Genomic DNA, 21,687 nt, shown 5'->3' with positions numbered 1-21,687 from the left:
ATGTTGACGGGGCCACGCGGCCGCGCCGCAAGAAGGAGCGCCTGTTCATGAAGGTATTGCTGCGAGCCGTCCTGTTTTTTGACGCATTGCTCGACCTGCTGCTCGGCATGCTGTTGCTGATGTCGCCGTTCACCACGCTCTATGCCGCCTTGCAGTTGCCTGTGCCGGAGCCGGCGCTGTTTGGCCAGTTGCTGGGCGCTGCTACGATCGGCATGTCCTGGCTGCTGTTCTCGGCCGCAATCAACGGTCATCTGACGGTGCCGGTGGCACGTACAGTGGGCTGGGTGAATCTGGTCAGCGCGATCCTTATTGCGGTCTGGACGCTGTTTCTGGACATGCCCGTACAGGGTGCGGGCAAGGTATGGCTGCTGACGATGGCCGCCATGCTGCTGTTTTTCGCCATCGTGCAGATCCCGGCAGCGAAGAAGGTACGGCTGCGTGAGCGGGAACTCGCCGAACAGGCAAGGGCGGCGCGCGAAGTGCGGCCCGCCGAGGTTTATTATCCGAACAACGCCACCGATGTCCGCGACGCCCGCGACGTGACTGACGTAAGCGACGTGACCGACGTGTACGACCGTGGCGCCCCGCGTCCGACACGCGCGGCCACGTCCCCCGCATCCCCCGAATACCGGCGCGAGCCGATCATCACACCGCCGCCTGGCTACGGTCCGGGCACCGAAGTGATGCCCGACGAAGATCCGGAAGCAACGCCAACTGCACATCATGCACGACAAAATCCTCATTCTTGATTTCGGTTCGCAAGTCACGCAGCTGATCGCGCGCCGCGTCCGCGAAGCGCATGTCTATTGCGAAATTCATCCCAACGACGTGACCGACGAGTTTGTCCGCGAATTCGCGCCAAAGGGCGTCATTCTGTCGGGTAGCCACGCCAGCACGTACGAAGACCATCAGCTGCGCGCACCGCAAGCCGTCTGGGATCTCGGCGTGCCCGTGCTGGGCATTTGCTACGGCATGCAGACCATGGCCGTGCAACTGGGCGGCAAGGTGGAGTGGAGCGATTCGCGCGAGTTCGGTTACGCCGAGGTGCGCGCCCATGGCCATACGAACCTGTTGAACGGGGTCGAGGACTTTGCCACGCCGGAAGGCCACGGCATGCTGAAGGTCTGGATGAGCCACGGTGACAAGGTGACGGCGTTGCCCGAGGGCTTCAAGCTGATGGCCTCGACGCCGAGCTGCCCGATTGCTGGCATGGCTGACGAGGCTCGCGGCTACTACGGCGTGCAGTTCCACCCGGAAGTCACGCACACCGTGAAGGGCCGCGAGATGATCGAGCGCTTCGTGCTCAAGGTCAGTGGCGCGAAGGCGGACTGGGTCATGCGCGATCACATCACGGAAGCTGTGCAGAAGATTCGCGAGCAGGTGGGTGACGAAGAGGTGATCCTGGGCCTGTCCGGTGGCGTGGATTCGTCGGTGGCCGCTGCGCTGATTCATCGCGCCATCGGCGATCAACTGACCTGCGTGTTCGTCGACCATGGCCTGCTGCGCCTGGACGAAGGCAAGATGGTGATGGACATGTTTGCCGGGCGCCTGCACGCCAAGGTGATTCACGTCGATGCTTCCGAGCAGTTCCTCGGTCATCTGACCGGCGTGACCGATCCCGAGCAGAAGCGCAAGATCATCGGCCGCGAGTTCGTGGAAGTTTTCCAGGCCGAGGCCAAGAAGCTGAGCAATGCCAAGTGGCTGGCGCAGGGCACGATCTACCCGGACGTGGTGGAATCGGGCGGCACCAAGACCAAGAAGGCCACCACGATCAAGAGCCACCACAACGTGGGTGGCCTGCCGGAAACGCTGGGCCTGAAGCTGCTGGAGCCGTTGCGCGACCTGTTCAAGGACGAAGTCCGCGAACTTGGCGTGGCATTGGGCCTGCCGCCCGAGATGGTCTACCGCCATCCGTTCCCGGGTCCGGGCCTGGGCGTGCGTATCCTCGGTGAAGTCAAGCGCGACTATGCCGACCTTCTGCGTCGTGCCGATGCCATCTTCATCGAGGAACTGCGCAAGACCATCGCCACGGAACAGGACGCCGCCGCGGGCATGTGCGAGCCGAACCAGGTAGGCAAGAGCTGGTATGACCTGACCAGCCAGGCTTTCGCGGTGTTCCTGCCGGTGAAGTCAGTTGGCGTGATGGGGGATGGCCGCACGTACGATTACGTGGTCGCCCTGCGCGCCGTGCAGACCACTGACTTCATGACCGCCCACTGGGCACACCTGCCGTACGCGCTGCTGGGCCGTTGCTCGAATCGCATCATCAACGAGGTGCGTGGCCTGAATCGCGTGGTGTACGACGTATCGGGCAAGCCGCCTGCGACGATCGAGTGGGAATAACAACGGGTAGGACAGAAAAGGCCGACGGTTAAGTCGGCCTTTTTATTTTGTCAGGAACGTGTTGCCCGATCCCGTGCCTTCGGAATCGTCATCATGATCGATATTGCCGCGATCACGACCATCAGCAGGTTGAAGGAGAGGGCGATGCTGGCGGCTTCTCGCACGGCGATTTCCTTGCCCCCCTGAAATTCCAGCAGGCCGTCGAATATCGGGCCACCGGTATCGGTCCGGATCGCCGTAAAGATGGCTGCCGAGATGGCTACGCCAAATGCGCCGCCGAGTGACGATGCCATCTTGTAGATCCCCGCACCGGCGCCGGCCTGGTTCTCGGGGAGGGCCGACAGGGCCGCGTCGGTCGAAGGCGTTGCGTAGAACGCCAGTCCGATGCCTTGCAGCGCGAAGCCCACGAACACCAGTATCTTGTAGGTTTCCAGCGAGAATTGCGTCTGCGCCAGCAGCAGCACGGAAAGCCCTGTGATCATGCAGCCCCACAGCATGGGCAAGCGCGAGCCGAAGCGCCGCAGCAGTATTTCACCCACGCGGATAAACCCGATGATCGTGACGGCAAAGCCGATGGTCAGCATCCCCGCCTGCTGCACGGACAGCTTGCCGCCTAACTGCATCGTTTGCATCGTGACGATCAACGTACCGGCCACGCCGTTCAGCATGAAGTTGGAAATTGTCGCGCCGGTGTAGGTGCTATTGCGGAACAGGCTGAAATCGATGAACGGATCCTGTGTGCGCAATTCATGCCGCAGGAAGATCGCGCCGAACAGCAGCGCGCTGGCGCCGAGCAACAAGGTAGCGACGCTGTCCCAGCCAAGTCGGCTGCCCTGTGTCACAACTACCTGCAGCCCGATCATCGCGAGCATGAAAGTGAAGATGCCGAAGCGATCGATGCGCACCGCACGTCCGGTGTTGGCCCGGCTTTCGGGTGTGCCGCGGATCAGCAGCAATCCGGCCAGCGCCACGAAGATCGACACGAGAAAGATCGAGCGCCAGCCGAAATTGCCGGCGACGAACCCGCCGAACAGCGCGCAGAGACCCGAGCCGCCCCATGATCCGATCGACCACAGGCTGATGGCACGCTGCCGCGCCGCGCCGTGCCAATACGTCTTCACCAGCGCCAGGCTGGACGGCATGATGCACGCTGCCGATAAACCCTGCAGCGCACGGCCGAGGATCAGCGCCGGCGCGGCGAATGTGCCTGACGGCGCGAGCGCTACCAGCAGGCACCCACAGATGCTTAGGACAAAGCCGAAGCGGAGAATCCGCATCCGACCGATACGGTCGGCCAGGCCGCCCGTGAAGACGATGAAGATGCCGGAGAACAAGGCTGTGATAGCGACGGCGATGTTCATCGTCGTGGCAGGTAATCCCAGCGTCTTTTCCATATCGGGCGCCACATTGAACACGGTCTGCGCGAACAGCCAGAATGTGAGAACGCCCAGCACAATGCCGAACAACAGGCGGTCATTGCCCTGGAAACCGGGATCGGAGGCCGCGTCGACAGGCTGGATGACGGCGGTTGGGATGGCTTGCGAATTTGACACGTTGCTTCCCCTTTTCAGTTGCGCTTTTGTGCGCGATCGACAGCATTCCTGCTGGCGATCAACGTATCAGGGGGAGAAGAGGCGAGTCTTGCGCCAGCACAGTTTCCCGTCGCCAGCGGCATCGGGCTGCCAATGGGATTGACGCAGGCCAATCCGGCCTGGGGGCCAATGCGCGGCACCGCACAGCCGGGCGTGGCATTCCGTCCCATGCTGCGCAGGCGGACCGCACCATATGGGGCCGGCGCTACCGATCGAGAGCGATCACCCCGGGGTCAGGCGTGGAGGAGGGGGACATGCTGAACAATATTCAGATTCTGCGGGCGCTGGCCGCGCTGGCCGTGGTGATGTTCCATGTGATCGGCATTTCCAAGGTGTACGGCTTGTCCACTTCGCTGGTGCGGATCGAGGGGTGGGGTGACTGCGGCGTCGATGTCTTCTTTGTGATTTCCGGCTTCGTCATGGTCTACACGCAGGATCGCAAGCACCGTACCGCATCCGAGTTTTTCAAGGAGCGGCTTCTGCGGATCGTACCGATCTACTGGCTGCTTACCTTCGCCATGATCGCGCTGCTTTTTGTGGTGCCCGCCGCGTTTCGCGATGATGACCGCGGTCTGCTGCACATCGTGTCATCGCTTCTGTTCGTCGCGGGCGTCGCACTGGATCGCATGCCCGTGCTGTATGTCGGATGGTCGCTCGAGTACGAGTTGCTGTTCTATACGCTGTTCGCGGTAGGGCTCATCTTCACCCGCAGGCGTTATGCGTTCCTGTTTCCGATCCTGGCGCTGATCGTGGCGGTGCTGCTTGGGTGGAGCCGGCCGATAGCGCTCGAATTCGCGTGCGGCATGATGGTGGCAAAGGCTTACCAGTCAGGCAGATTTCGCATCGGACTGCCGCTCGCGATGGTGGGTGCGGCGTTGCTCTGCGTGACGATGGTCTGGCGGCCCGATATCGACCGCTTGCTGTTGTCGGGTGTCCCCGCTGTGTTGCTGGTCTATGGCGCGCTCCATATGCGGCAATTGGCCTCGAAATGGCTGGTCTACCTCGGGGGCGCGTCGTACAGCATCTATCTGGTCCAGGTCTTCACGATCCCGGCGTTCTACAAGTTTTCTTCGCGCTACCTGGACGCCGTGCCAGTGGATCTGCTGGCAGCGGCGGCCTTTGTCTCGACAGCGGTGTTCGGCTGTTTGGTCTACCGGTATGTGGAACTGCCGATGACCGCGCGGCTCAAGAAAATAGCGGCCGGCGACGGCGTGCTCGCGGTCAAGACCTGAGTCCGGCGGTCGACGGCAGGCTCAATCCCACTTCGGCGCGAAGTCTGGGCTGACGAGCCTTTCGCCACGGTCCAGTGCGGCAATCTCCGCCATTTCCGCATCGGTCAGTGTCAGTTGCGCAGCCGTCAGATTGCTGGCGAGGTTGGCGCGCTTGGTAGACGATGGAATCACGGCGATGCCTTGCTGCAACAGCCAGGCGAGAGTTACCTGCGCGGCGGAAACTCCATGCGCGCGGCCGATACGCTGAAGCGTGGCGTCCTCCAGCACTTTGCCGTATGCCAGCGGCATATAGGCGGTGACATGCAGCCCGTGTTCGCGCATGAAATCGGTCACCTTGCGGTTCTGCATGAACGGATGCATCTCGATCTGGTTCGTGGCGATGGCCGCGGCACCCACGACGTCGATGGCCTGTTTCAGGTGCCCGATCGTAAAGTTCGAGACGCCGATCTGGCGCGTCAGGCCATCAGCCTGCGCCTTGGCCAGGGCTTCCATGGATTCCGCCAGCGGCACGCCGTCGTCCGGTGCTGGCCAGTGGATCAGCGTCAGGTCCAGACGATCGAGGCCGAGCTTTTCGCGGCTGGTCTCCAGGCTGGCGTGCAAGGCGTCGCGACCCAGGTTCGCCATCCAGATCTTGGTGGTCACGAACAACTCGCCGCGCGGTACGCCGCCCGTGGCAATGGCCTGTCCGACATCGGCTTCATTGCCGTAGATCTGCGCGGTGTCGATATGGCGATACCCGAGCTCCAGGCCGGTAGTCACCGAGTCGATGGCCTGCTGTTGCTTGAGGCGGAACGTGCCGAGGCCGAGTTGAGGCATTTGCATGGGTGGCTCCTTGTGCATGCTGTGTGTAGACGATGAACGCAGTGTGCGCCAAGGTTTGTTGCGCAGAAACCCCGTGATCGACAGAACATAGTTGACTAGAATTCAACAATGACTCTGACACTAGAAGAACTGCTGGCCTTTGTCACCGTGGTGGACAGTGGCTCGATCACCGCCGCCGCCGAACAACTGGGACAGACCGTTTCCGGCATCAGCCGTGCGTTATCCAGGCTGGAAGAAAAGCTCGACACCACTTTGCTGCGCCGAACCACGCGGCGGCTTGAGCTGACCGAGGAAGGCGCGGTGATGCTGGCCCACGCGCGGCAGATCCTCGGGGCGGCGGATCAGGCCGAAGAACAGATGCGGCTGCGCCGGCAGAAACCGGCGGGGCGGCTGCGCGTCAATGCGGCGTCGCCGTTCATGTTCCACGTGATCGTGCCGTTGGTTGGGGCGTTTCGTGCGGCGTATCCCGAGATTTCGCTCGAACTGAACACCAACGATCAGATCATCGATTTGCTGGAGCATCGCACCGATGTCGCCATCCGCATCGGCCCGCTGCGCGATTCCACACTGCACGCCCGGCCGTTGGGCACGAGCCAGATCCGCGTCGTGGCAAGTCCGGGCTATCTGAAGGCGCACGGCCGGCCAAAGAGCGTAGCTGACTTGAGCCAGCACACGCTGATCGGCTTTACGCAACCCGAAACCCTGAACCGGTGGCCACTCCGGGATGCATCGGGCAGCGACATTCAGATCCAGCCCGCGCTAACGGCTTCCAGTGGCGAGACGCTCCGCCAGTTGGCGTTGGCCGGGGAGGGCATCGTGTGCCTGGCCGATTACATGACCGATGCCGACCGCCGGGCGGGCAGTCTGGCGCAGGTGTTGCCTCAAGACACCATCGAGGTGCGCCAGCCTATCCATGCCGTTTACTATCTCAACACGCAGCTATCCACTCGGATTGCTGTATTTCTTGATTTCCTGACCGATCGGCTGCGGGCCATGCCATAGGATGCCTTAGCAGAAACCCTAAGTTCTTGATACAATCGCCGGTTGCTCACGCTGCGGCTTTTGCCTATTTTTTGAGCAGGCAACCACTCGATTACAAGCCCTACACAAGTCCCATACCCACACGCATGACCTACGCCGTCAAGGAAATCTTCTACACGCTGCAAGGCGAAGGCGCTAACGCCGGCCGCGCCGCGGTGTTCTGCCGTTTCTCGGGTTGTAACCTGTGGACCGGTCGTGAGGAAGATCGCGCGAAGGCCGTGTGCCAGTTCTGCGATACCGATTTCGTCGGCACCGATGGTACGCGCGGCGGCAAGTACAAGACTGCAGAGGAACTGGCCGCGGTGGTGGCTTCGGAATGGCAGGGCCGGGGCGGTCAGCCGCTGGTGGTCTGCACGGGCGGCGAACCGCTGTTGCAGCTCGATGCGCCGCTGATCGACGCCCTGCACGCGCAGGGTTTCGAAATCGCCATCGAGACCAATGGCACCCTGCCAGTGCCGGACGGTATCGACTGGGTTTGCGTGAGTCCGAAGATGGGTTCGGAGCTTGTCGTCAAGAAGGGCGACGAGCTGAAGGTGGTGATGCCGCAGGACGGCCAGGACTTCGCGGCATACGAACAACTGGATTTCCGCTATTTCCTGGTGCAGGCCATGGATGGTCCGCTGGCACGGCAGAATACAGCCGCAGCGGTGGATTTCTGCCAGCGCCATCCGCGCTGGCGCCTGTCGTTGCAGACCCACAAGCTGCTGGGCATTCGCTGACACATGAGCAAACAAGTTTCGATTACACGCCGGCTCGAATTCGACTCCGGCCACCGCATCCCGAGCCACGGCGGCCAGTGCCGCAACATCCACGGCCATCGCTACCGGCTGGATCTGACGCTTTCCGGCGAGGTCTTGCATCAGGAAGGCGCGCCCGATGACGGCATGATCCTGGACTTCGGCGATATCAAGACGCTCGCCAACGAGCATCTGGTGTCGAAGTGGGACCACGCGTTCCTGATCTATCGGGGAGACACGGCACTGCTGAATTTCCTGCAGACCATGGACAACCACAAGACCGTGGTCATCGACAGCATTCCGACCGTCGAGAATTTGGCGCAGGAAGCATTCGACATCCTCGCCCCGGTCTTCCGCAACTGCTTCAACCACCATCTGCAACTGACCAAGCTTGTGCTGTTCGAAACGCCGAACTGCTGGGCCGAAGTCAGCGCCCCGTTCTCGCTGCCTGCGCAGGACTGAGCGAGCCGGATCATGACCACCGCGCCCACGTTCGAGGACGACGCTGCACGTGACCGCTTCTACATGACGGCTGCGCTCGAAGAGGCGCGGCTGGCGGAAGCGGCAGGCGAGGTGCCCGTGGGGGCCGTGGTGGTCTGGAACGACACGATCATTGCCCGCGGTCATAACCTGCCGATCCGTTCTGTCGATCCCTCGGCTCACGCGGAAATGCAGGCTTTGCGCGCCGCCGCCCGGGTGCTCGGTAACTACCGCATGCCCGAGTGCGAGATCTACGTGACGCTGGAGCCATGTGCGATGTGCAGCGGTGCCATCCTGCACGCGCGGCTCAAGCACGTGGTGTTCGGCGCTACCGATCCGAAAACCGGGGCGGCTGGCAGCGTCGTGGACCTGTTCGCGCAGGCCACACTCAATCACCAGACCACGGTCGCACGGGGTGTCATGGCCGACGAATGCGGGCAGATGCTGCGCGATTTCTTCGGTGCGCGACGCCGGGCGCAGAAGGCCGCACAGAAACTCGCCCAGGCGGCAGCCACGGAAGCGCAGCCGACGCCGCCCTCGCCATCGCCGGCCGATTAGGCGAAAATCGGCGCTTCCGCTGTTCCGACCCTACCGTCAACGCTGAAGCATGAGCCAACCCTCCCAAGTCCAGCCCGTAGCAGTCCGTCTTGTTGCGCCCTCCGGCTATCCGCATGATGCGGCGATTGCCGAACGCGGCTGCGCATGGCTCAAGCTGCACGGCTATCAGGTCAACAACCGCGAGGTCCTGTCGCGCCGCTACCTGCGGTTTGGTGGCACCGATGAGGAGCGGCTGGCGGACCTCCACGCCATCGGCACGGGCGACGCAGGCGAGCTGACGCTGGCCGTGCGCGGTGGCTACGGGCTGGCAAGGATACTCGGTAGCATCGATTTCGCACGTATCGCCGAACAGGCCCGGGCGACCGGCACGCCGATCATCGGACACAGCGATTTCACGGCTTTCCAGTTGGCCTATCTGGCCGCGACGGGCGGTGTAACGTTTGCAGGTCCGATGCTGCTGGCTGATTTTGGTGCCGAACCCGCCGATGCCTTCATGTGGCAGCACTTCGAAGGCATCCTGCGCAATCCGGCTTACCGGATTGACATCGACGCGCCGCAGAAAGGTGCCGCAACGACCGTAGAGGGCACCCTCTGGGGCGGCAATCTCGCCATGCTGTGCAGCTTGCTTGGCACGGCTTATCTGCCTGAAGTCGACGGCGGCATCCTCTTCCTCGAAGACATCAACGAACCGCCATACCGCGTGGAGCGGATGCTGCTGCAACTGCTGCAGGCTGGCGTGCTGGCGCGGCAGCAGGCCATCGTGCTCGGCGATTTCTCGAACTACCGCACCACGGATTACGACAACGGCTATGACATGGACACCGTGTTCGACTACATCCGTGCCCAGTTGCGCATTCCGGTGCTGACTGGCCTGCCATTCGGCCACTGCCCGCGCAAGCTGACGCTGCCGGTGGGCGCGCAGGCGCGCGTGAAGTCGGGGGCGGATGGATTCTCGCTGGCGCTGTCGGCGTATCCGACGCTGTAGTAACGCAGGCGGCACTGGCGGACCTGACTTACGGGATGCGTCCGCAAGTGCTAAAATGCCCGGTTATTTCCTCATTCCGCCGCGCCATCCGGTAGCCCCCTGCGCCCATATCAGGTGCAAGCCGGGTACATATCCGGTCCCACGCTGGCTTTCCAGGCTTCTCAGGGTACCCACGCGGCACACCCGCTTTCCAGACAAGGTTTCAGACGTGCTTTCTACCGCAAACATCACCATGCAGTTCGGCCCCAAGCCGTTGTTCGAGAACATCTCGGTCAAGTTCGGCGAGGGCAACCGTTACGGCCTGATCGGCGCGAACGGCTGCGGCAAGTCCACGTTCATGAAGATCCTGGGCGCCGACCTGGAGCAAACGTCGGGTACGGTCATGCTGGAGCCGGGCATCCGCCTGGGCAAGCTGCGCCAGGACCAGTTTGCCTATGAAGACAACCGCGTGCTCGACGTAGTGATGATGGGCCATACGGAAATGTGGGCTGCCGCCAGCGAGCGCGATGCCATCTACGCGAACCCCGAGGCCACCGACGAAGACTACATGAAGGCCGCCGAGCTGGAAGCCAAGTACGCCGAGTACGACGGCTACACGGCCGAGGCGCGTGCCGGCGAACTGCTGCTGGGCGTGGGCATTCCCACCGACCAGCACCAGGGCCCGATGAGCGATGTCGCCCCGGGCTGGAAGCTGCGCGTGCTGCTGGCCCAGGCGCTGTTCTCGAACCCGGACGTGCTGCTGCTCGACGAACCGACCAATAACCTGGACATCAACACGATCCGCTGGCTGGAAGATGTGCTCAACGAGCGCAACTCCACCATGATCATCATTTCCCACGATCGCCACTTCCTGAACTCCGTGTGCACGCACATGGCCGACATGGACTACGGCACGCTGAAGGTCTACCCGGGCAACTACGACGACTACATGCAGGCGTCGATGCAGGCCCGCGAACGGCAGATGGCCGCCAACGCGCGTGCCAAGGAACGCATCACCGAACTGCAGGATTTCGTGCGTCGCTTCTCGGCCAACAAGTCCAAGGCTCGCCAGGCGACGTCGCGCGCCAAGCAGATCGACAAGATCAAGGTCGAGGACATCAAGCCGTCCTCGCGCCAGAACCCGTTTGTGCGCTTCGAGTTCGAGAAGAAGCTGCACAACCTGGCGGTGGAAGCCGATGGCGTCACCAAGACCTATGACCGCAAGATCATCAACAACTTGTCGATGGCGATTCAGGCCGGCGAGCGCGTGGCGATCATCGGCGAGAACGGCGCGGGCAAGACCACGCTGTTGCGCAGCCTGCTGAACAGCGCGGTGGAAACCGGTGTGCAGCGTGGCGTGGAAGTGGATCGTGGCACGATCAAGTGGGCAGAAAACGCTAACGTTGGCTATATGCCTCAAGACACGTACGAGGAATTCCCGACGGACGTGAACGTGATGGACTGGATGAGCCAGTGGACGCAGGCCGGCGACGACGACACGTCGTTGCGCGGCACGCTGGGCCGTCTGCTGTTCTCGGCCGACGACATCAAGAAGAACGTGAAGGTGCTGTCGGGTGGCGAGAAGGGCCGCATGATCTGGGGCAAGCTGATGCTGGGCCGCCACAACGTGCTGGCCATGGACGAGCCGACCAACCACATGGACATGGAGTCGATCGAATCGCTCCAGATTGCGCTGGACAAGTTTGCTGGCACCCTGATCTTCGTCTCGCACGACCGCGAACTGATCAACGGCCTGGCCACGCGCGTGATCGAAGTCCGCACGGACGGTACGATCACCGACTACCTGGGTACGTACGACGAGTACCTGCAGTCGCAGGGGATTGAGGCTTAGTTTCTCAGGGTTTCTTTCCCGAGGTTTTGCTCCCCTCTCCCGCCTTGCGGGAGAGGGGCGGGGGAGAGGGCAGGCAGTTCTGCTTGCCGACTAACCGCAATTTGGACCGCTGGCCCTCTCCCCCAACCCCTTGTATGTCGCATCATTGTCTCCGGACGCCACAGATCGACAACCCCATGCTCTGGACGTTAGTCCAAGTTCGAGGGAGAGCTAGGATCGTGGTGTCCATTTCTTGGTAGCGTTTAGCCTAAGCCCGAACGGTTGTAAGGCAGCACGCCGGATTGACACAAGGATGGGACAAGCCAAATGGATATCAAGCTAGCAATCGGCATCGACGTCAGCAAGAAGACCCTGGATATCGATGTTGTGCCGCAAGGCGGCCCGCGCCAGTTCAGCAACGACGAGAAGGGTATCGCCTTGCTCGTGGAGCACCTGACGGAGCTCAACGTCAATGGCGAGGTGGATCGGGTTGTCATGGAGGCCACAGGCGGTTATGAGACCCCTGTGAGCATGGCACTGGCTGCCGCTGGATTGCCGGTGGTGGTGATCAATGCCAGGCAGATCCGCGACTTTGCCAAAGCGTGTGGCATCCTGGCCAAGACGGACAGGCTGGATGCGCGGGTAATTGCGCGCTTTGCCCAGCAAATTCGGCCGCCGGTGCGACCGCTGCCCGACGAGATGCAGCGTGAATTCGCTGATTTGCTGGATCGTCGCAGTCAGTTGGTCGTCATGCGTGCGCAGGAAAAGACCCGCCTGGACAAGGCGCCGGCTGTCGCGCAGAAGAGCTTGAAGGAGCATATCGCGTGGCTGGATGCGCGGATCAAGTCCACCGACCTCGACATGACGCACCGGCTACGCACCAGCGAAGCCTGGAAGAACAAGGTGGATTTGCTCGATAGCATGCCGGGGGTGGGCAAGGTGACAATCTTCACGCTGCTCGGACGGCTGCCGGAACTTGGCACGCTAAACCGCCAGCAGATCGCCGCGCTGGTCGGACTTGCGCCCTTCAATGACGATAGCGGCAGGCGGCGTGGTCAGCGTTACATAAGGGGCGGGCGTGCCGATGTTCGCAAGGCGCTGTTCATGGCTGCAGTCACAGCGATGCAGCACAACCCGGCGATCACCGAGTTCTATGAACGCATGAGAGCGGCTGGCAAGCCGTTCAAAGTCGCCATCGTCGGGTGCATGAGGAAGCTTCTGACGATTCTCAATGTCATGGTCAAGACGGGTCGGCCTTGGCAGAACAACCGACCTGCTTGACACGGTTGCTCTCCCGCGCGCGGGAGAGGGGAGCCGATAACAGGGAACGGGTGAGACCGTCTCCCCCGCTTCACCCCCACCACACAATCCCCTCACCACCCCCATCGACACTGGCAACTCCAACTCAAAAGGAGTTCTGCCATGCACCGTCGCCGTCCGCTTGACCTCGACGCCTTTCTGCGTCGCCTCCGATATCTGCTTGATGTGCCCGAACCGTCGCGCGATGGCGGATAATGCGGCGATGAAGCCGCCAGCCATTCTCGTCGTCGAAGACGAATCCGCGATTGCCGACACCATTCTGTATGCCCTGCGCACCGACGGCATGCAGGCCACGCATTGCGTGCTGGGCGGCGATGCGCTCGATCGGCTGCGTGCCGAACGACCCGACCTCGTGATCCTCGATGTGGGCCTGCCTGACATCAACGGCTTCGAGGTCTGCCGCACACTGCGCACCTTCTCGGATGTGCCGGTCATCTTCCTCACGGCTCGCCACGAAGAGATCGACCGCATCGTCGGCCTGGAGATCGGTGCCGATGACTACGTGGTCAAGCCATTTTCGCCGCGCGAACTGGCGGCCCGGGTGCGCGTGATCCTGCGCCGGGCACGCGGGGCGGTGGCGTCAGCGCCCGTGGCTGCGGCGCCGGTTCTTCCTGACGGCTTCCATCACGATTCCGATGGCGCGCGGATGGCGTGGCGGGGCCGATGGCTTGACCTGACCCGTTACGAATACCGGCTGCTCGCCGTGCTGGTGCAGCACCCCGGTCGCATCTATGCACGGCCGCAACTGATGGATCTGGTCTGGCACGATGCGCTCGATACCGTCGATCGCACCGTCGACACACACGTCAAGACGCTGCGCGCCAAGCTTCGCGAAATCGATCCGGGTGCCGACCCGATCCGCACCCATCGCGGCATGGGCTACTCGCTCGAAACCTGAGCGAACTCCGACCTTCCCGCCATGCATATCGGCCTGCGCATCTTCTTTGGCTTCTTCCTGATTGTGGGGCTGGCGGCGTTCCTGACGCTGCGCGTGTTCGTGCAGGAGGTGAAGCCGGGCGTGCGGCAGGCCATGGAAGATACGCTCGTCGATACCGCCAACGTACTGGCGGTGCTTGCTGCGGACGACTTCAAGAGCGGCCACGTTGCCGACGGCAACTTCGCCAGGCGGCTGGAGAACTTGCGTGAGAGTCCCGTCGATGCCAGCGTCTGGGGCCTGCACAAGGACGTCATCGGCTATCGCATCTACATCACCGACGCGCAGGGCATTGTCCGCTTTGATTCCACCGGGACCGATATCGGTGCCGACTACTCGCGCTGGAACGATGTCTATCTGACGCTCCAGGGCAAGTACGGCGCGCGCAGCACGCGGTCCGACCCAAACGACGAGACCAGCACCATCATGTACGTGGCGGCGCCGATCCGCGATGGCGATGCGATTGTCGGCGCGCTGACCGTGGCCAAGCCGAATCAGTCCATGGCGCCGTTTATCGCGCGCAGCCAGGGCAAGATCCTCACGTATGGGATGTTGCTGATTGGCGGCGCGGCTGTGATTGGCGTGGGCTGCACCCTGTGGCTTGTGTTCGGCCTGCGCAAGCTGCAGCGCTACGCGCGCGCGGTGGCCGCTGGCGAGCGTGCCGAGATGCCGCTGCGCGGCGCGAGCGAACTGGCCGAACTGGGTCGCGCTGTGGAGACCATGCGTTTGCGGCTCGAAGACAAGCAATACGTGGAGCACTACATCCACACGCTGACGCACGAGATGAAAAGTCCCCTGGCCGCCATCGGCGGGGCGGCTGAACTGCTGCAGGAAGATATGCCTGCCGCCGATCGCGCGCGGTTTCTTGGCAATATCCGCAGCCAGTCGCAGCGGCTCGACCAGCTAATCCGCAAGTTGCTCGCGCTCGCCGAAGTGGAGCAGCGGCAGCGGCTTGAAAACCGCGAGCCGGTGCCGCTGGCCGACGACATCGCGCAGATCGTGCAGTCGCTGGAACCTCGCGCGCGGCAACGCAATGTACAGCTGCGCTGGCAGCCGCCTGCACATTCAATCCCTGCCGTGACCGGCGATGCGTTTCTGTTGCGACAGGCCATCGTCAACCTGCTCGAAAACGCACTGGATTTTGCGCCGTCTGGCTCGGTCATCGATATCGCTCTCGAATCGGCATCGCAACAGGATGGCGTCGTGATCCGGGTCGAGGATCGCGGCCCCGGGATTCCTGATTACGCGACGGGACGATTGTTCGAGCGGTTCTATTCGCTGCCGCGTCCCGGTGGCGATCGCAGTACGGGGCTTGGATTGTGCATGGTGCGCGAGGTGGCGCACCTGCACGGTGGCGAGGTGACCGTGGGGAATCGGCTCGGCGGTGGGGCGAGTGCGGTCCTGACACTGCCCGTGTCGGGCTGAACGCGGCAAGAGGCTTCACTGGCGCTTCACAGACGTTTCACATCGGGCCCTCGGCGCGCCCACAGACGCTGGCTAGTCTTGCGGCATGTCCACTCGACACCTCAAGACGTCCATGAACAAACCTCTGATTTTCCGCATTCTGATGATTGGCGGCGTGATCCTGCTGCTCTGGATCGCCCTGCAAATGGTGCTCGGCATCGTGCGCGAGCGTGGTGCCTATCGCGATGAAGCCGAGCGCAGTATCTGGCAGAGTTATGCTGGTCCGCAGACCCTGACGGGTCCGATCATCGTGGTGCCCTTCAAGGAAGTCATCGCCGATCCGCCTGCGGTCGATCGGACGGCACCGCAAGCGCCCGCTACCTTCAAACCGGCCACCACCTATCGCGAGGAATCGCGCCAGATCCTGATCTTCCCCAAGACGCTGCAAGTGCGGACCGTGGTCACGCCCAGCGAACGCTACCGTGGCATTCACAAGACCATCGTCTACGAGACTGCCAGCGACCTGAACGGGACCATCGAACTGCCCGATCCCAAGTCGACCGTGGATCTGACGAAATCGACGAACCACGTGCGCTTCGACATGGGCCAGCCCTATGTGATGGTGGGCGTGGCCGATATGCGGGGTCTGGTGTCGGAGCCGGTGATCGAACTCGGAGGCGCGGCGCTGAAAATGGTGCAGGGCACGCGGCTGTCCAGCCTGCCGCAGGGCCTGCATGCGCGTATCGATGCCAGCGGCATGGCGGGCAAGCCGGCCGATGCGCGCATCGTGCCGTTCTCGATGAAGCTTTCGGTGCTCGGCGCCCGCTCGATGGCCATCACGCCAGTGGCAGGCCTGAACCAGTTCAGCATGCAGTCGCCGTGGCCGCACCCCAGCTTCGATGGCGACTTCCTGCCGCGCCAGCGTACGGTGTCCACGGACGGCTTCCGCGCGGACTGGTCGATTACCTCGTTCAATACCCGAGTGCGGGAACAGTTGGCGTCGTCGCAAGACGCGAGCCACTTGCAGTCGGCATCGGTCACGCTGATGGAGCCCGTGAACATCTACGTGCAGGCCGAACGCGCGGTGAAGTACGGCCTGCTGTTCGTGCTGCTGACCTTTGCCGGACTCTACCTGTTCGAACTGGTCAAGACGCTGCGCATCCATCCGATTCAGTACCTGCTGGCCGGCCTGGCCCTGGCGATGTTCTTCCTGCTGCTGGTCAGCCTCTCGGAACATGTGGACTTCGTGGTGGCGTACATCATCGCCAGCGCCGCCTGTATCGGACTGCTAGGCTTCTACCTGACATTCGTGCTGCGAAGCTGGCAACGCAGCCTCGGCTTCGCCACGCTGCTCACCGTGCTGTATGGCGCGCTCTACGGCCTGCTGGTCTCGGAAGACAACGCCCTCGTGCTCGGCACCGCGCTGCTGTTCGTGACGCTGATGATCATCATGGCGGTCACGCGGAAGGTGGATTGGTACACGGTGGGGATGCCGGCGACGCCGGCGGTGAGTTCCCCCCTCCCGCAAGCGGGAGAGGGGAACGCATAGCGGCTCACCGTGCCGGAGCCACCCCCATCTCCGCCAGCAGATCATCGAGCTGGTCGATGATCGCGTGGGCCGTGATGTCGCCTTTCGCCTTCTGCAGCGCAGTACCCAACACATCGCGCAACGCCGCCAGTTCGACGATGGTGGAGGCTTTTTCGACCTTGACCTGCATGACGTACCCGCGCAGTCCGAGGTGATTGCCGATCACATCCGTGAAGAAGTGGTAGAGCCGCTGGTAGTTGTCGGCCCCGGCAAGAGCGACTGGCGCAGGCGGTGCGGGAGTCATCGCCGGGGCGATGGTGGTATCGGCAAGGACGTCGAAGCGGTCGTCGATGCCCTTGCCGTCAGCCGAATTGAATCCCGAGTACGCGGCGAAGAGGTTGGTTTCCGGCCGGGTGCGGGCCGGTTCAGGCTTGCCGGCGCGAGGCGGTGGCGCTGCGTTGACGGGTTCCGGGATCGGCACGATGAGTCCCTGGGAGAGCAGGGTGTCGAGCGCTGCGTCGCTCACGCCCATGCCGCTGACTTGCGCCAATAGCGCCGATCTGCTGCGTTCCCCGTTCACGATCAGCAACAGCGCGCGCAACTTCTGGTCCAGCTTGCGGGCGCGGGTACGAATTTCCTCCTGACCTGCTTCCGTCTTTTGATAGATCGGGTCGACCATGTCTCGCTCCTTTTTTATGATTCGGCCGCCCGCGGCGAGGCCCCTCGGAAGAATGGTGCGCGGCCGATTATCGCCACCTGTACGGTGAGACTGTTGGAACCGCAAGAATTCCATAACAGGAAACCGCTCTACAATGTGGGGCACCATAAAAGTAACAAAAAAATTGCAATCGCCGATTCACCTAACGAGGGCTGTGGCCATGCAACAACGAGACAAAGTGTTTATCAACGGCAAGTGGGTCGCTCCGCACGGCACGGGAAGTATCGAAGTCATCCATTCGGCCACCGAGGCTGTCATGGGGACCATCCCCGAAGGCCATGCCCGTGATGCCGAAGACGCCATCGCCGCCGCCCGCGCGGCTTTCGATGGCTGGTCGAATACGTCGCCGGCCGTCCGCGCCGGTTATATCCGCAAGATCGCCGAGGGCCTGAAGGACCGCACCGAGGAACTGGCGCAGCTGATCGCCGGCGAAGTGGGCATGCCGATCAAGTTGGCCCGCGCGATTCAAGTAGGCGGCCCCGTCTACAACTGGGGCCAGGCCGCCACGCTGCTGGAGAATTTTGCGTTCGAGGAGCAGGTTGGCAATTCGCTGGTCGTCCGTGAACCGGTAGGCGTGGTGGCGGCGATTACGCCGTGGAACTACCCCCTGAACCAGATCACGCTGAAAGTGGCACCCGCGCTGGCCGCAGGCTGCACCGTGGTGCTCAAGCCATCGGAAGTGGCGCCGCTGAATGCATTCGTGCTGGCCGAGGTGATCGAAGCCGCCGGCCTGCCGCCTGGCGTGTTCAACCTTGTCACCGGCTTCGGCCCGGTGGTGGGCGAGGTACTGGCCAGCCATCCCGAAGTGGACATGGTGTCGTTTACCGGCTCAACCCGCGCCGGCAAGCGCGTGTCCGAACTGGCCGCGCAATCGGTCAAGCGCGTGGCGCTGGAACTGGGCGGCAAGTCGGCATCGGTCATCCTGGACGATGCGGACCTGCAATCGGCCGTCAAGGGTACGATCAGCGCCTGCTTCCTGAACTCGGGCCAGACCTGCTCGGCCCATACCCGCATGCTGGTGCCGCGTACCCGCTACGACGAAGTCAAGGCGATTGCGGCCAAGGTCGTGGAAGGCTTCACGCTGGGCGATCCAATGTCCGAGACGACCCGCCTCGGACCCCTGATTTCCGATGTGCAGAAGGGACGCGTGACCAGCTACATCCGGCGTGGCCTGGAAGAGGGCGCGGAACTGGTGGCAGGCGGACCGGACGCACCGGAAGGCTTCGACCGTGGCTTCTACGTCAAGCCCACCGTGCTCGGCAATGTCGATCCGCGCGCCACGGTGGCGCAGGAGGAAATCTTCGGGCCGGTGCTGTCGGTGATCTGCTACGACACCGAGGAAGACGCCATCCGCATCGCCAACGACAGCGTCTATGGCCTGGGCGGCGGCGTGTGGTCCGGCGACGAGGCGCGGGCCATCAAGGTTGCACGTCGTATCCGTACCGGACAGGTGGATATCAACGGCGGTCCGTTCAACATGAACGCGCCGTTCGGCGGGTTCAAGCAATCGGGTAACGGACGCGAAGGCGGCAAGTTCGGACTGGAGGAATTCCTCGAATACAAGTCGCTTCAACTGAAGAAGCCTGCCTGAGCGGCATCCGAGCGGATACCGTGAAAATTCCGATCTGAAATCTCGATGCCCGGCCTGCCCGGGCATTTTTGTATCGACGGAAATCTGCGATGCTTGCGGATTTCCAAGGGGGAGATGGTCCGATGCGCTGGTTCAAGAGGCTGGGCTGGTTGTTGCTGTGCGTGTTGTTGCTGACCGTCACCGGCGGCATCGGCGCCTATATCTGGTATCGCCAGGCGTCGCAGCCGGATACGGCTGGCACGCTGCAACTCTCCGGCCTGCGGGACCGCGTTGTGGTGGTGCGCGACCGCAACGCCGTGCCGCATATCCAGGCGGCCAACGCGCTCGATGCCTATTACGCGCTGGGTTATGTCCATGCCCAGGATCGCCTGTGGCAGATGCAGATGAACAAGCGCATCGTGGCGGGCCGGCTCGCGGAAATCCTCGGACCGAAAGCGCTCGACAATGACCGGTTCCTGCGCACGCTGGGTGTGCGGCGCAATGCGGAGGAGGTCTACGCGCGCGCCTCGCCCGAGACCCGCGCCGTGCTGCAGGCTTACGCCGATGGCGTGAACGCGTTCATCGACACGCGCAAATCGGCGTTGCCCCCCGAATTCCTGATCCTCGGCACCAAGCCCGAACACTGGGAGCCTGTGGATACCCTTGGCTGGCAGACCATGATGGCCTGGGATCTCGGCGGCAACTGGTCGCAGGAAGTGTTGCGCATGGGGTTGGCCCAGCAGTTGCCCACCTCGCGGATTGCCGAACTCCTGGCACCGTATCCCGGCGACAAGCCCATGCGGACGATGGACTACGCCAACTTCTATCGGCACCTGGCCCCGGTGGCCACGGCCATGGCGCAGGTGATGGAACATGCCCCGTCCGGCTATGTGGAGGGCATGGGGTCGAACAACTGGGTGGTATCGGGCGCGCACACGCGCAGCGGCAAGCCGTTGCTGGCGAACGATCCCCATCTGGGGCTGCAGGCGCCTGCGCTCTGGTACTTCGCGCATCTCCAGGCGCCAGGGATCGAACTGGCCGGCGCCACGTTGCCTGGCGCGCCGCTCGTGGTGCTGGGCCACAACAAACGCATCGCGTGGGGATTCACCAACACGGCGCCCGATGTGCAGGACCTGTTCATCGAACGGATCGACCCGGCCAATCCCAAACGCTATCAGACGCCGGACGGTTGGGCCGAGTTTGTGACCCGTACCGAGACCATCCGTGTGAAGGGCGAGTCGGATGTCTCGATGCAGGTGCGCACCACCCGCCATGGCCCGGTCATGTCCGATGTGGCCGAGCCGATCCGCGCGGCGGCCAAGCCGCTGGGCGAGCGGTATGTGGTCGCCTTCCAGTGGACGGCGCTGCGGCCCGACGACAAGACTTTCCAGGCCAGCCTGCGCATGGGGATGGCGACGGACTGGAAGAGCTTCACCACCGCGCTGCGCGACTTCCACGCGCCGCAGCAGAACATGGTCTATGCCGATGTCGATGGCAACATCGGTTTTATCGCGCCAGGGCTGGTGCCGATCCGCCGCGCGGACAACGACCTGATGGGGCTGGCGCCGGCACCGGGCTGGGACGCGCGCTACGACTGGCAGGGCTTCATCCCGTTCGAGGAACTGCCGCAGCGGTATAACCCGCCCAACGGGATGATCGTCACGGCCAATCAGAAGATTGTCGACGACAACTATCCGCACTTCATTACCAGCGAATGGACCGTGCCATATCGCGCCCAGCGCATCCAGACGTTGCTCGATGCCACGCCGCGCCATACGCCGGAATCCTTCGGCGCGATCCAGAAAGATGTGCTGTCGCTGGCCGTGCGCGACGCGCTGCCGTTGCTGCTGGCCGCACCAGTAGCCAGCGACAAATCGCTGCCCGCCCGCCAGCGCGATCTGCTCGACGCCCTGCGCAAGTGGGACGCCACGATGGCCGCCGACCGCGCAGAGCCGCTGGTGGCCACTGCATGGCTGCGTGAACTGTCGCGCGTGCTGTTCGAGGACAAGGTGGGCGATCCGGCGTTCGGCAAGCTCTGGGAGCAGCGTAACGTGCAGCAGCCGATGATGAACGCGCTGCGCGACCCGACGGGCCTTGGCGCGTTCTGGTGCGACAACACACGCACCACCACGCGGGAGACCTGCGCGGATGCGATTGGTGTGGCATGGCAACGCGCCATCGCCGATCTGGATCGCCGGTATGGCGACGATGCGGGCAAGTGGCGCTGGGGCAAGGCGCATACGGCGCGCTCCGAGCACAAGCCGTTCGGCAAGGTGCCGTATCTCAACAGCCTGTTCAACGTGCGGGTGCGCACGGGCGGCGATACCTATACGGTCGATGTCGGACGCCACAGCCTGCGCGACGAGAACGCGCCATTTGAAAACAACCATGCGGCGAGCCTGCGTGCCATCTACGATCTGGCGGACTTGTCCGATTCTCGTTTCATGGCATCGACGGGGCAGTCGGGTAACGCGCTGTCGCCGCACTATCGGGACTGGACGGACAAGTGGGCGCGTGTGGAGTTTGTCACGATTGGAGGACATCGGCGCAATCCCGGTGGCGACAGTTTCGACACGCTGGTCCTGCAACCTGGAAAGCCGAAACCCTAGATAA

At 63.0% G+C, this 21,687-nt stretch carries 18 protein-coding genes; 15 read left to right on the top strand and 3 right to left on the bottom strand.

Annotated features, from left to right (window positions below):
• Positions 1–47: 47 nt before the first annotated feature.
• Both GA566_RS08395 and guaA read left to right on the top strand, forming a co-directional pair.
• Positions 48–749, top strand: coding sequence for a hypothetical protein (locus tag GA566_RS08395; protein WP_137924619.1), 702 nt, complete (start codon positions 48–50; stop codon positions 747–749).
• The gene (gene guaA / locus GA566_RS08390) at positions 724–2,343 is read left to right on the top strand and encodes a glutamine-hydrolyzing GMP synthase (RefSeq protein ID WP_137924620.1); all 1,620 of its coding nucleotides are present in this window, start codon (positions 724–726) and stop codon (positions 2,341–2,343) included. Before GA566_RS08395 ends, guaA begins: the two co-directional genes overlap by 26 nt.
• Before the next feature lie 50 nt (positions 2,344–2,393).
• Here the strand turns inward: guaA and GA566_RS08385 are convergent, their stop codons facing one another.
• Complete coding sequence (locus GA566_RS08385; protein ID WP_346813649.1) at positions 2,394–3,896, bottom strand: MFS transporter; 1,503 nt, start codon at positions 3,894–3,896, stop codon at positions 2,394–2,396.
• Positions 3,897–4,189: 293 nt separating this feature from the next.
• On the opposite strand from GA566_RS08385, the gene GA566_RS08380 reads away from it, so the two are divergent.
• On the top strand, positions 4,190–5,167 hold the full coding sequence (locus tag GA566_RS08380; RefSeq protein WP_160472492.1) for an acyltransferase: 978 nt from the start codon (positions 4,190–4,192) through the stop codon (positions 5,165–5,167).
• A gap of 21 nt (positions 5,168–5,188) precedes the next feature.
• Here GA566_RS08380 and dkgB read toward each other — a convergent pair whose 3' ends face one another.
• Positions 5,189–5,989 (bottom strand): 2,5-didehydrogluconate reductase DkgB, encoded by an 801-nt coding sequence (gene dkgB / locus GA566_RS08375; RefSeq protein ID WP_160472491.1) that lies wholly within the window; start codon positions 5,987–5,989, stop codon positions 5,189–5,191.
• 108 nt (positions 5,990–6,097) lie between these two features.
• Between dkgB and GA566_RS08370 the strand changes: the two genes are divergently transcribed.
• From GA566_RS08370 to creD, 10 genes are all read left to right on the top strand, one after another.
• A complete protein-coding gene (locus tag GA566_RS08370) occupies positions 6,098–6,991 on the top strand; it encodes a LysR family transcriptional regulator (protein WP_137924668.1) in 894 nt (297 codons plus the stop codon).
• 125 nt (positions 6,992–7,116) lie between these two features.
• On the top strand, positions 7,117–7,749 hold the full coding sequence (queE, locus tag GA566_RS08365) for a 7-carboxy-7-deazaguanine synthase (RefSeq protein WP_137924669.1): 633 nt from the start codon (positions 7,117–7,119) through the stop codon (positions 7,747–7,749).
• 3 nt (positions 7,750–7,752) lie between these two features.
• Positions 7,753–8,229, top strand: coding sequence for a 6-carboxytetrahydropterin synthase (locus GA566_RS08360; RefSeq protein ID WP_137924670.1), 477 nt, complete (start codon positions 7,753–7,755; stop codon positions 8,227–8,229).
• A 12-nt stretch (positions 8,230–8,241) separates the two neighbouring features.
• Entirely contained in the window at positions 8,242–8,805 is a 564-nt protein-coding gene (tadA, locus tag GA566_RS08355; RefSeq protein WP_137924671.1) for a tRNA adenosine(34) deaminase TadA, read from the top strand.
• A 49-nt stretch (positions 8,806–8,854) separates the two neighbouring features.
• On the top strand, positions 8,855–9,790 hold the full coding sequence (gene ldcA / locus GA566_RS08350) for a muramoyltetrapeptide carboxypeptidase (RefSeq protein WP_160472490.1): 936 nt from the start codon (positions 8,855–8,857) through the stop codon (positions 9,788–9,790).
• A 208-nt stretch (positions 9,791–9,998) separates the two neighbouring features.
• Positions 9,999–11,621, top strand: a complete 1,623-nt coding sequence (locus GA566_RS08345; protein ID WP_160472489.1) for an ABC-F family ATPase — start codon at positions 9,999–10,001, stop codon at positions 11,619–11,621.
• 306 nt (positions 11,622–11,927) lie between these two features.
• Entirely contained in the window at positions 11,928–12,881 is a 954-nt protein-coding gene (locus GA566_RS08340) for an IS110 family transposase (RefSeq protein ID WP_160471606.1), read from the top strand.
• A gap of 241 nt (positions 12,882–13,122) precedes the next feature.
• A complete protein-coding gene (gene creB / locus GA566_RS08335) occupies positions 13,123–13,818 on the top strand; it encodes a two-component system response regulator CreB (protein WP_160472488.1) in 696 nt (231 codons plus the stop codon).
• A 21-nt stretch (positions 13,819–13,839) separates the two neighbouring features.
• Positions 13,840–15,279, top strand: a complete 1,440-nt coding sequence (creC, locus tag GA566_RS08330) for a two-component system sensor histidine kinase CreC (RefSeq protein WP_160472487.1) — start codon at positions 13,840–13,842, stop codon at positions 15,277–15,279.
• A gap of 112 nt (positions 15,280–15,391) precedes the next feature.
• Complete coding sequence (gene creD / locus GA566_RS08325; RefSeq protein WP_160472486.1) at positions 15,392–16,807, top strand: cell envelope integrity protein CreD; 1,416 nt, start codon at positions 15,392–15,394, stop codon at positions 16,805–16,807.
• Between the two features lie 4 nt (positions 16,808–16,811).
• On the opposite strand, the gene GA566_RS08320 is transcribed toward creD, so the two are convergent.
• Positions 16,812–17,465, bottom strand: a complete 654-nt coding sequence (locus tag GA566_RS08320; protein ID WP_137928506.1) for a hypothetical protein — start codon at positions 17,463–17,465, stop codon at positions 16,812–16,814.
• Positions 17,466–17,664: 199 nt separating this feature from the next.
• Between GA566_RS08320 and GA566_RS08315 the strand changes: the two genes are divergently transcribed.
• Together GA566_RS08315 and GA566_RS08310 are read left to right on the top strand one after the other, a co-directional pair.
• Positions 17,665–19,095 carry an aldehyde dehydrogenase family protein gene (locus GA566_RS08315; protein ID WP_137928505.1) on the top strand — a complete coding sequence of 477 codons (1,431 nt, stop codon included), beginning with the start codon at positions 17,665–17,667 and terminating at the stop codon, positions 19,093–19,095.
• A gap of 122 nt (positions 19,096–19,217) precedes the next feature.
• A complete protein-coding gene (locus GA566_RS08310) occupies positions 19,218–21,683 on the top strand; it encodes a penicillin acylase family protein (protein ID WP_160472485.1) in 2,466 nt (821 codons plus the stop codon).
• Positions 21,684–21,687: the final 4 nt, after the last annotated feature.

Origin of the sequence: Cupriavidus sp. SW-Y-13 (genome assembly GCF_009793345.1) — a bacterium.
GTDB lineage: Bacteria > Pseudomonadota > Gammaproteobacteria > Burkholderiales > Burkholderiaceae > Cupriavidus.
This window is presented reverse-complemented; position numbering and strand designations above follow the sequence as displayed.

Bases quoted from the DNA above. Each gene is read 5' to 3' on its own strand.
- GA566_RS08395 (WP_137924619.1), top strand. From the start codon at position 48: ATGAAGGTATTGCTGCGAGCCGTCCTGTTTTTTGACGCATTGCTCGAC.
- guaA (WP_137924620.1), top strand. From the start codon at position 724: ATGCACGACAAAATCCTCATTCTTGATTTCGGTTCGCAAGTCACGCAG.
- GA566_RS08380 (WP_160472492.1), top strand. From the start codon at position 4,190: ATGCTGAACAATATTCAGATTCTGCGGGCGCTGGCCGCGCTGGCCGTG.
- dkgB (WP_160472491.1), bottom strand. From the start codon at position 5,989: ATGCAAATGCCTCAACTCGGCCTCGGCACGTTCCGCCTCAAGCAACAG.
- GA566_RS08370 (WP_137924668.1), top strand. From the start codon at position 6,098: ATGACTCTGACACTAGAAGAACTGCTGGCCTTTGTCACCGTGGTGGAC.
- queE (WP_137924669.1), top strand. From the start codon at position 7,117: ATGACCTACGCCGTCAAGGAAATCTTCTACACGCTGCAAGGCGAAGGC.
- GA566_RS08360 (WP_137924670.1), top strand. From the start codon at position 7,753: ATGAGCAAACAAGTTTCGATTACACGCCGGCTCGAATTCGACTCCGGC.
- tadA (WP_137924671.1), top strand. From the start codon at position 8,242: ATGACCACCGCGCCCACGTTCGAGGACGACGCTGCACGTGACCGCTTC.
- ldcA (WP_160472490.1), top strand. From the start codon at position 8,855: ATGAGCCAACCCTCCCAAGTCCAGCCCGTAGCAGTCCGTCTTGTTGCG.
- GA566_RS08340 (WP_160471606.1), top strand. From the start codon at position 11,928: ATGGATATCAAGCTAGCAATCGGCATCGACGTCAGCAAGAAGACCCTG.
- creB (WP_160472488.1), top strand. From the start codon at position 13,123: ATGAAGCCGCCAGCCATTCTCGTCGTCGAAGACGAATCCGCGATTGCC.
- creC (WP_160472487.1), top strand. From the start codon at position 13,840: ATGCATATCGGCCTGCGCATCTTCTTTGGCTTCTTCCTGATTGTGGGG.
- creD (WP_160472486.1), top strand. From the start codon at position 15,392: ATGAACAAACCTCTGATTTTCCGCATTCTGATGATTGGCGGCGTGATC.
- GA566_RS08320 (WP_137928506.1), bottom strand. From the start codon at position 17,465: ATGGTCGACCCGATCTATCAAAAGACGGAAGCAGGTCAGGAGGAAATT.
- GA566_RS08315 (WP_137928505.1), top strand. From the start codon at position 17,665: ATGCAACAACGAGACAAAGTGTTTATCAACGGCAAGTGGGTCGCTCCG.
- GA566_RS08310 (WP_160472485.1), top strand. From the start codon at position 19,218: ATGCGCTGGTTCAAGAGGCTGGGCTGGTTGTTGCTGTGCGTGTTGTTG.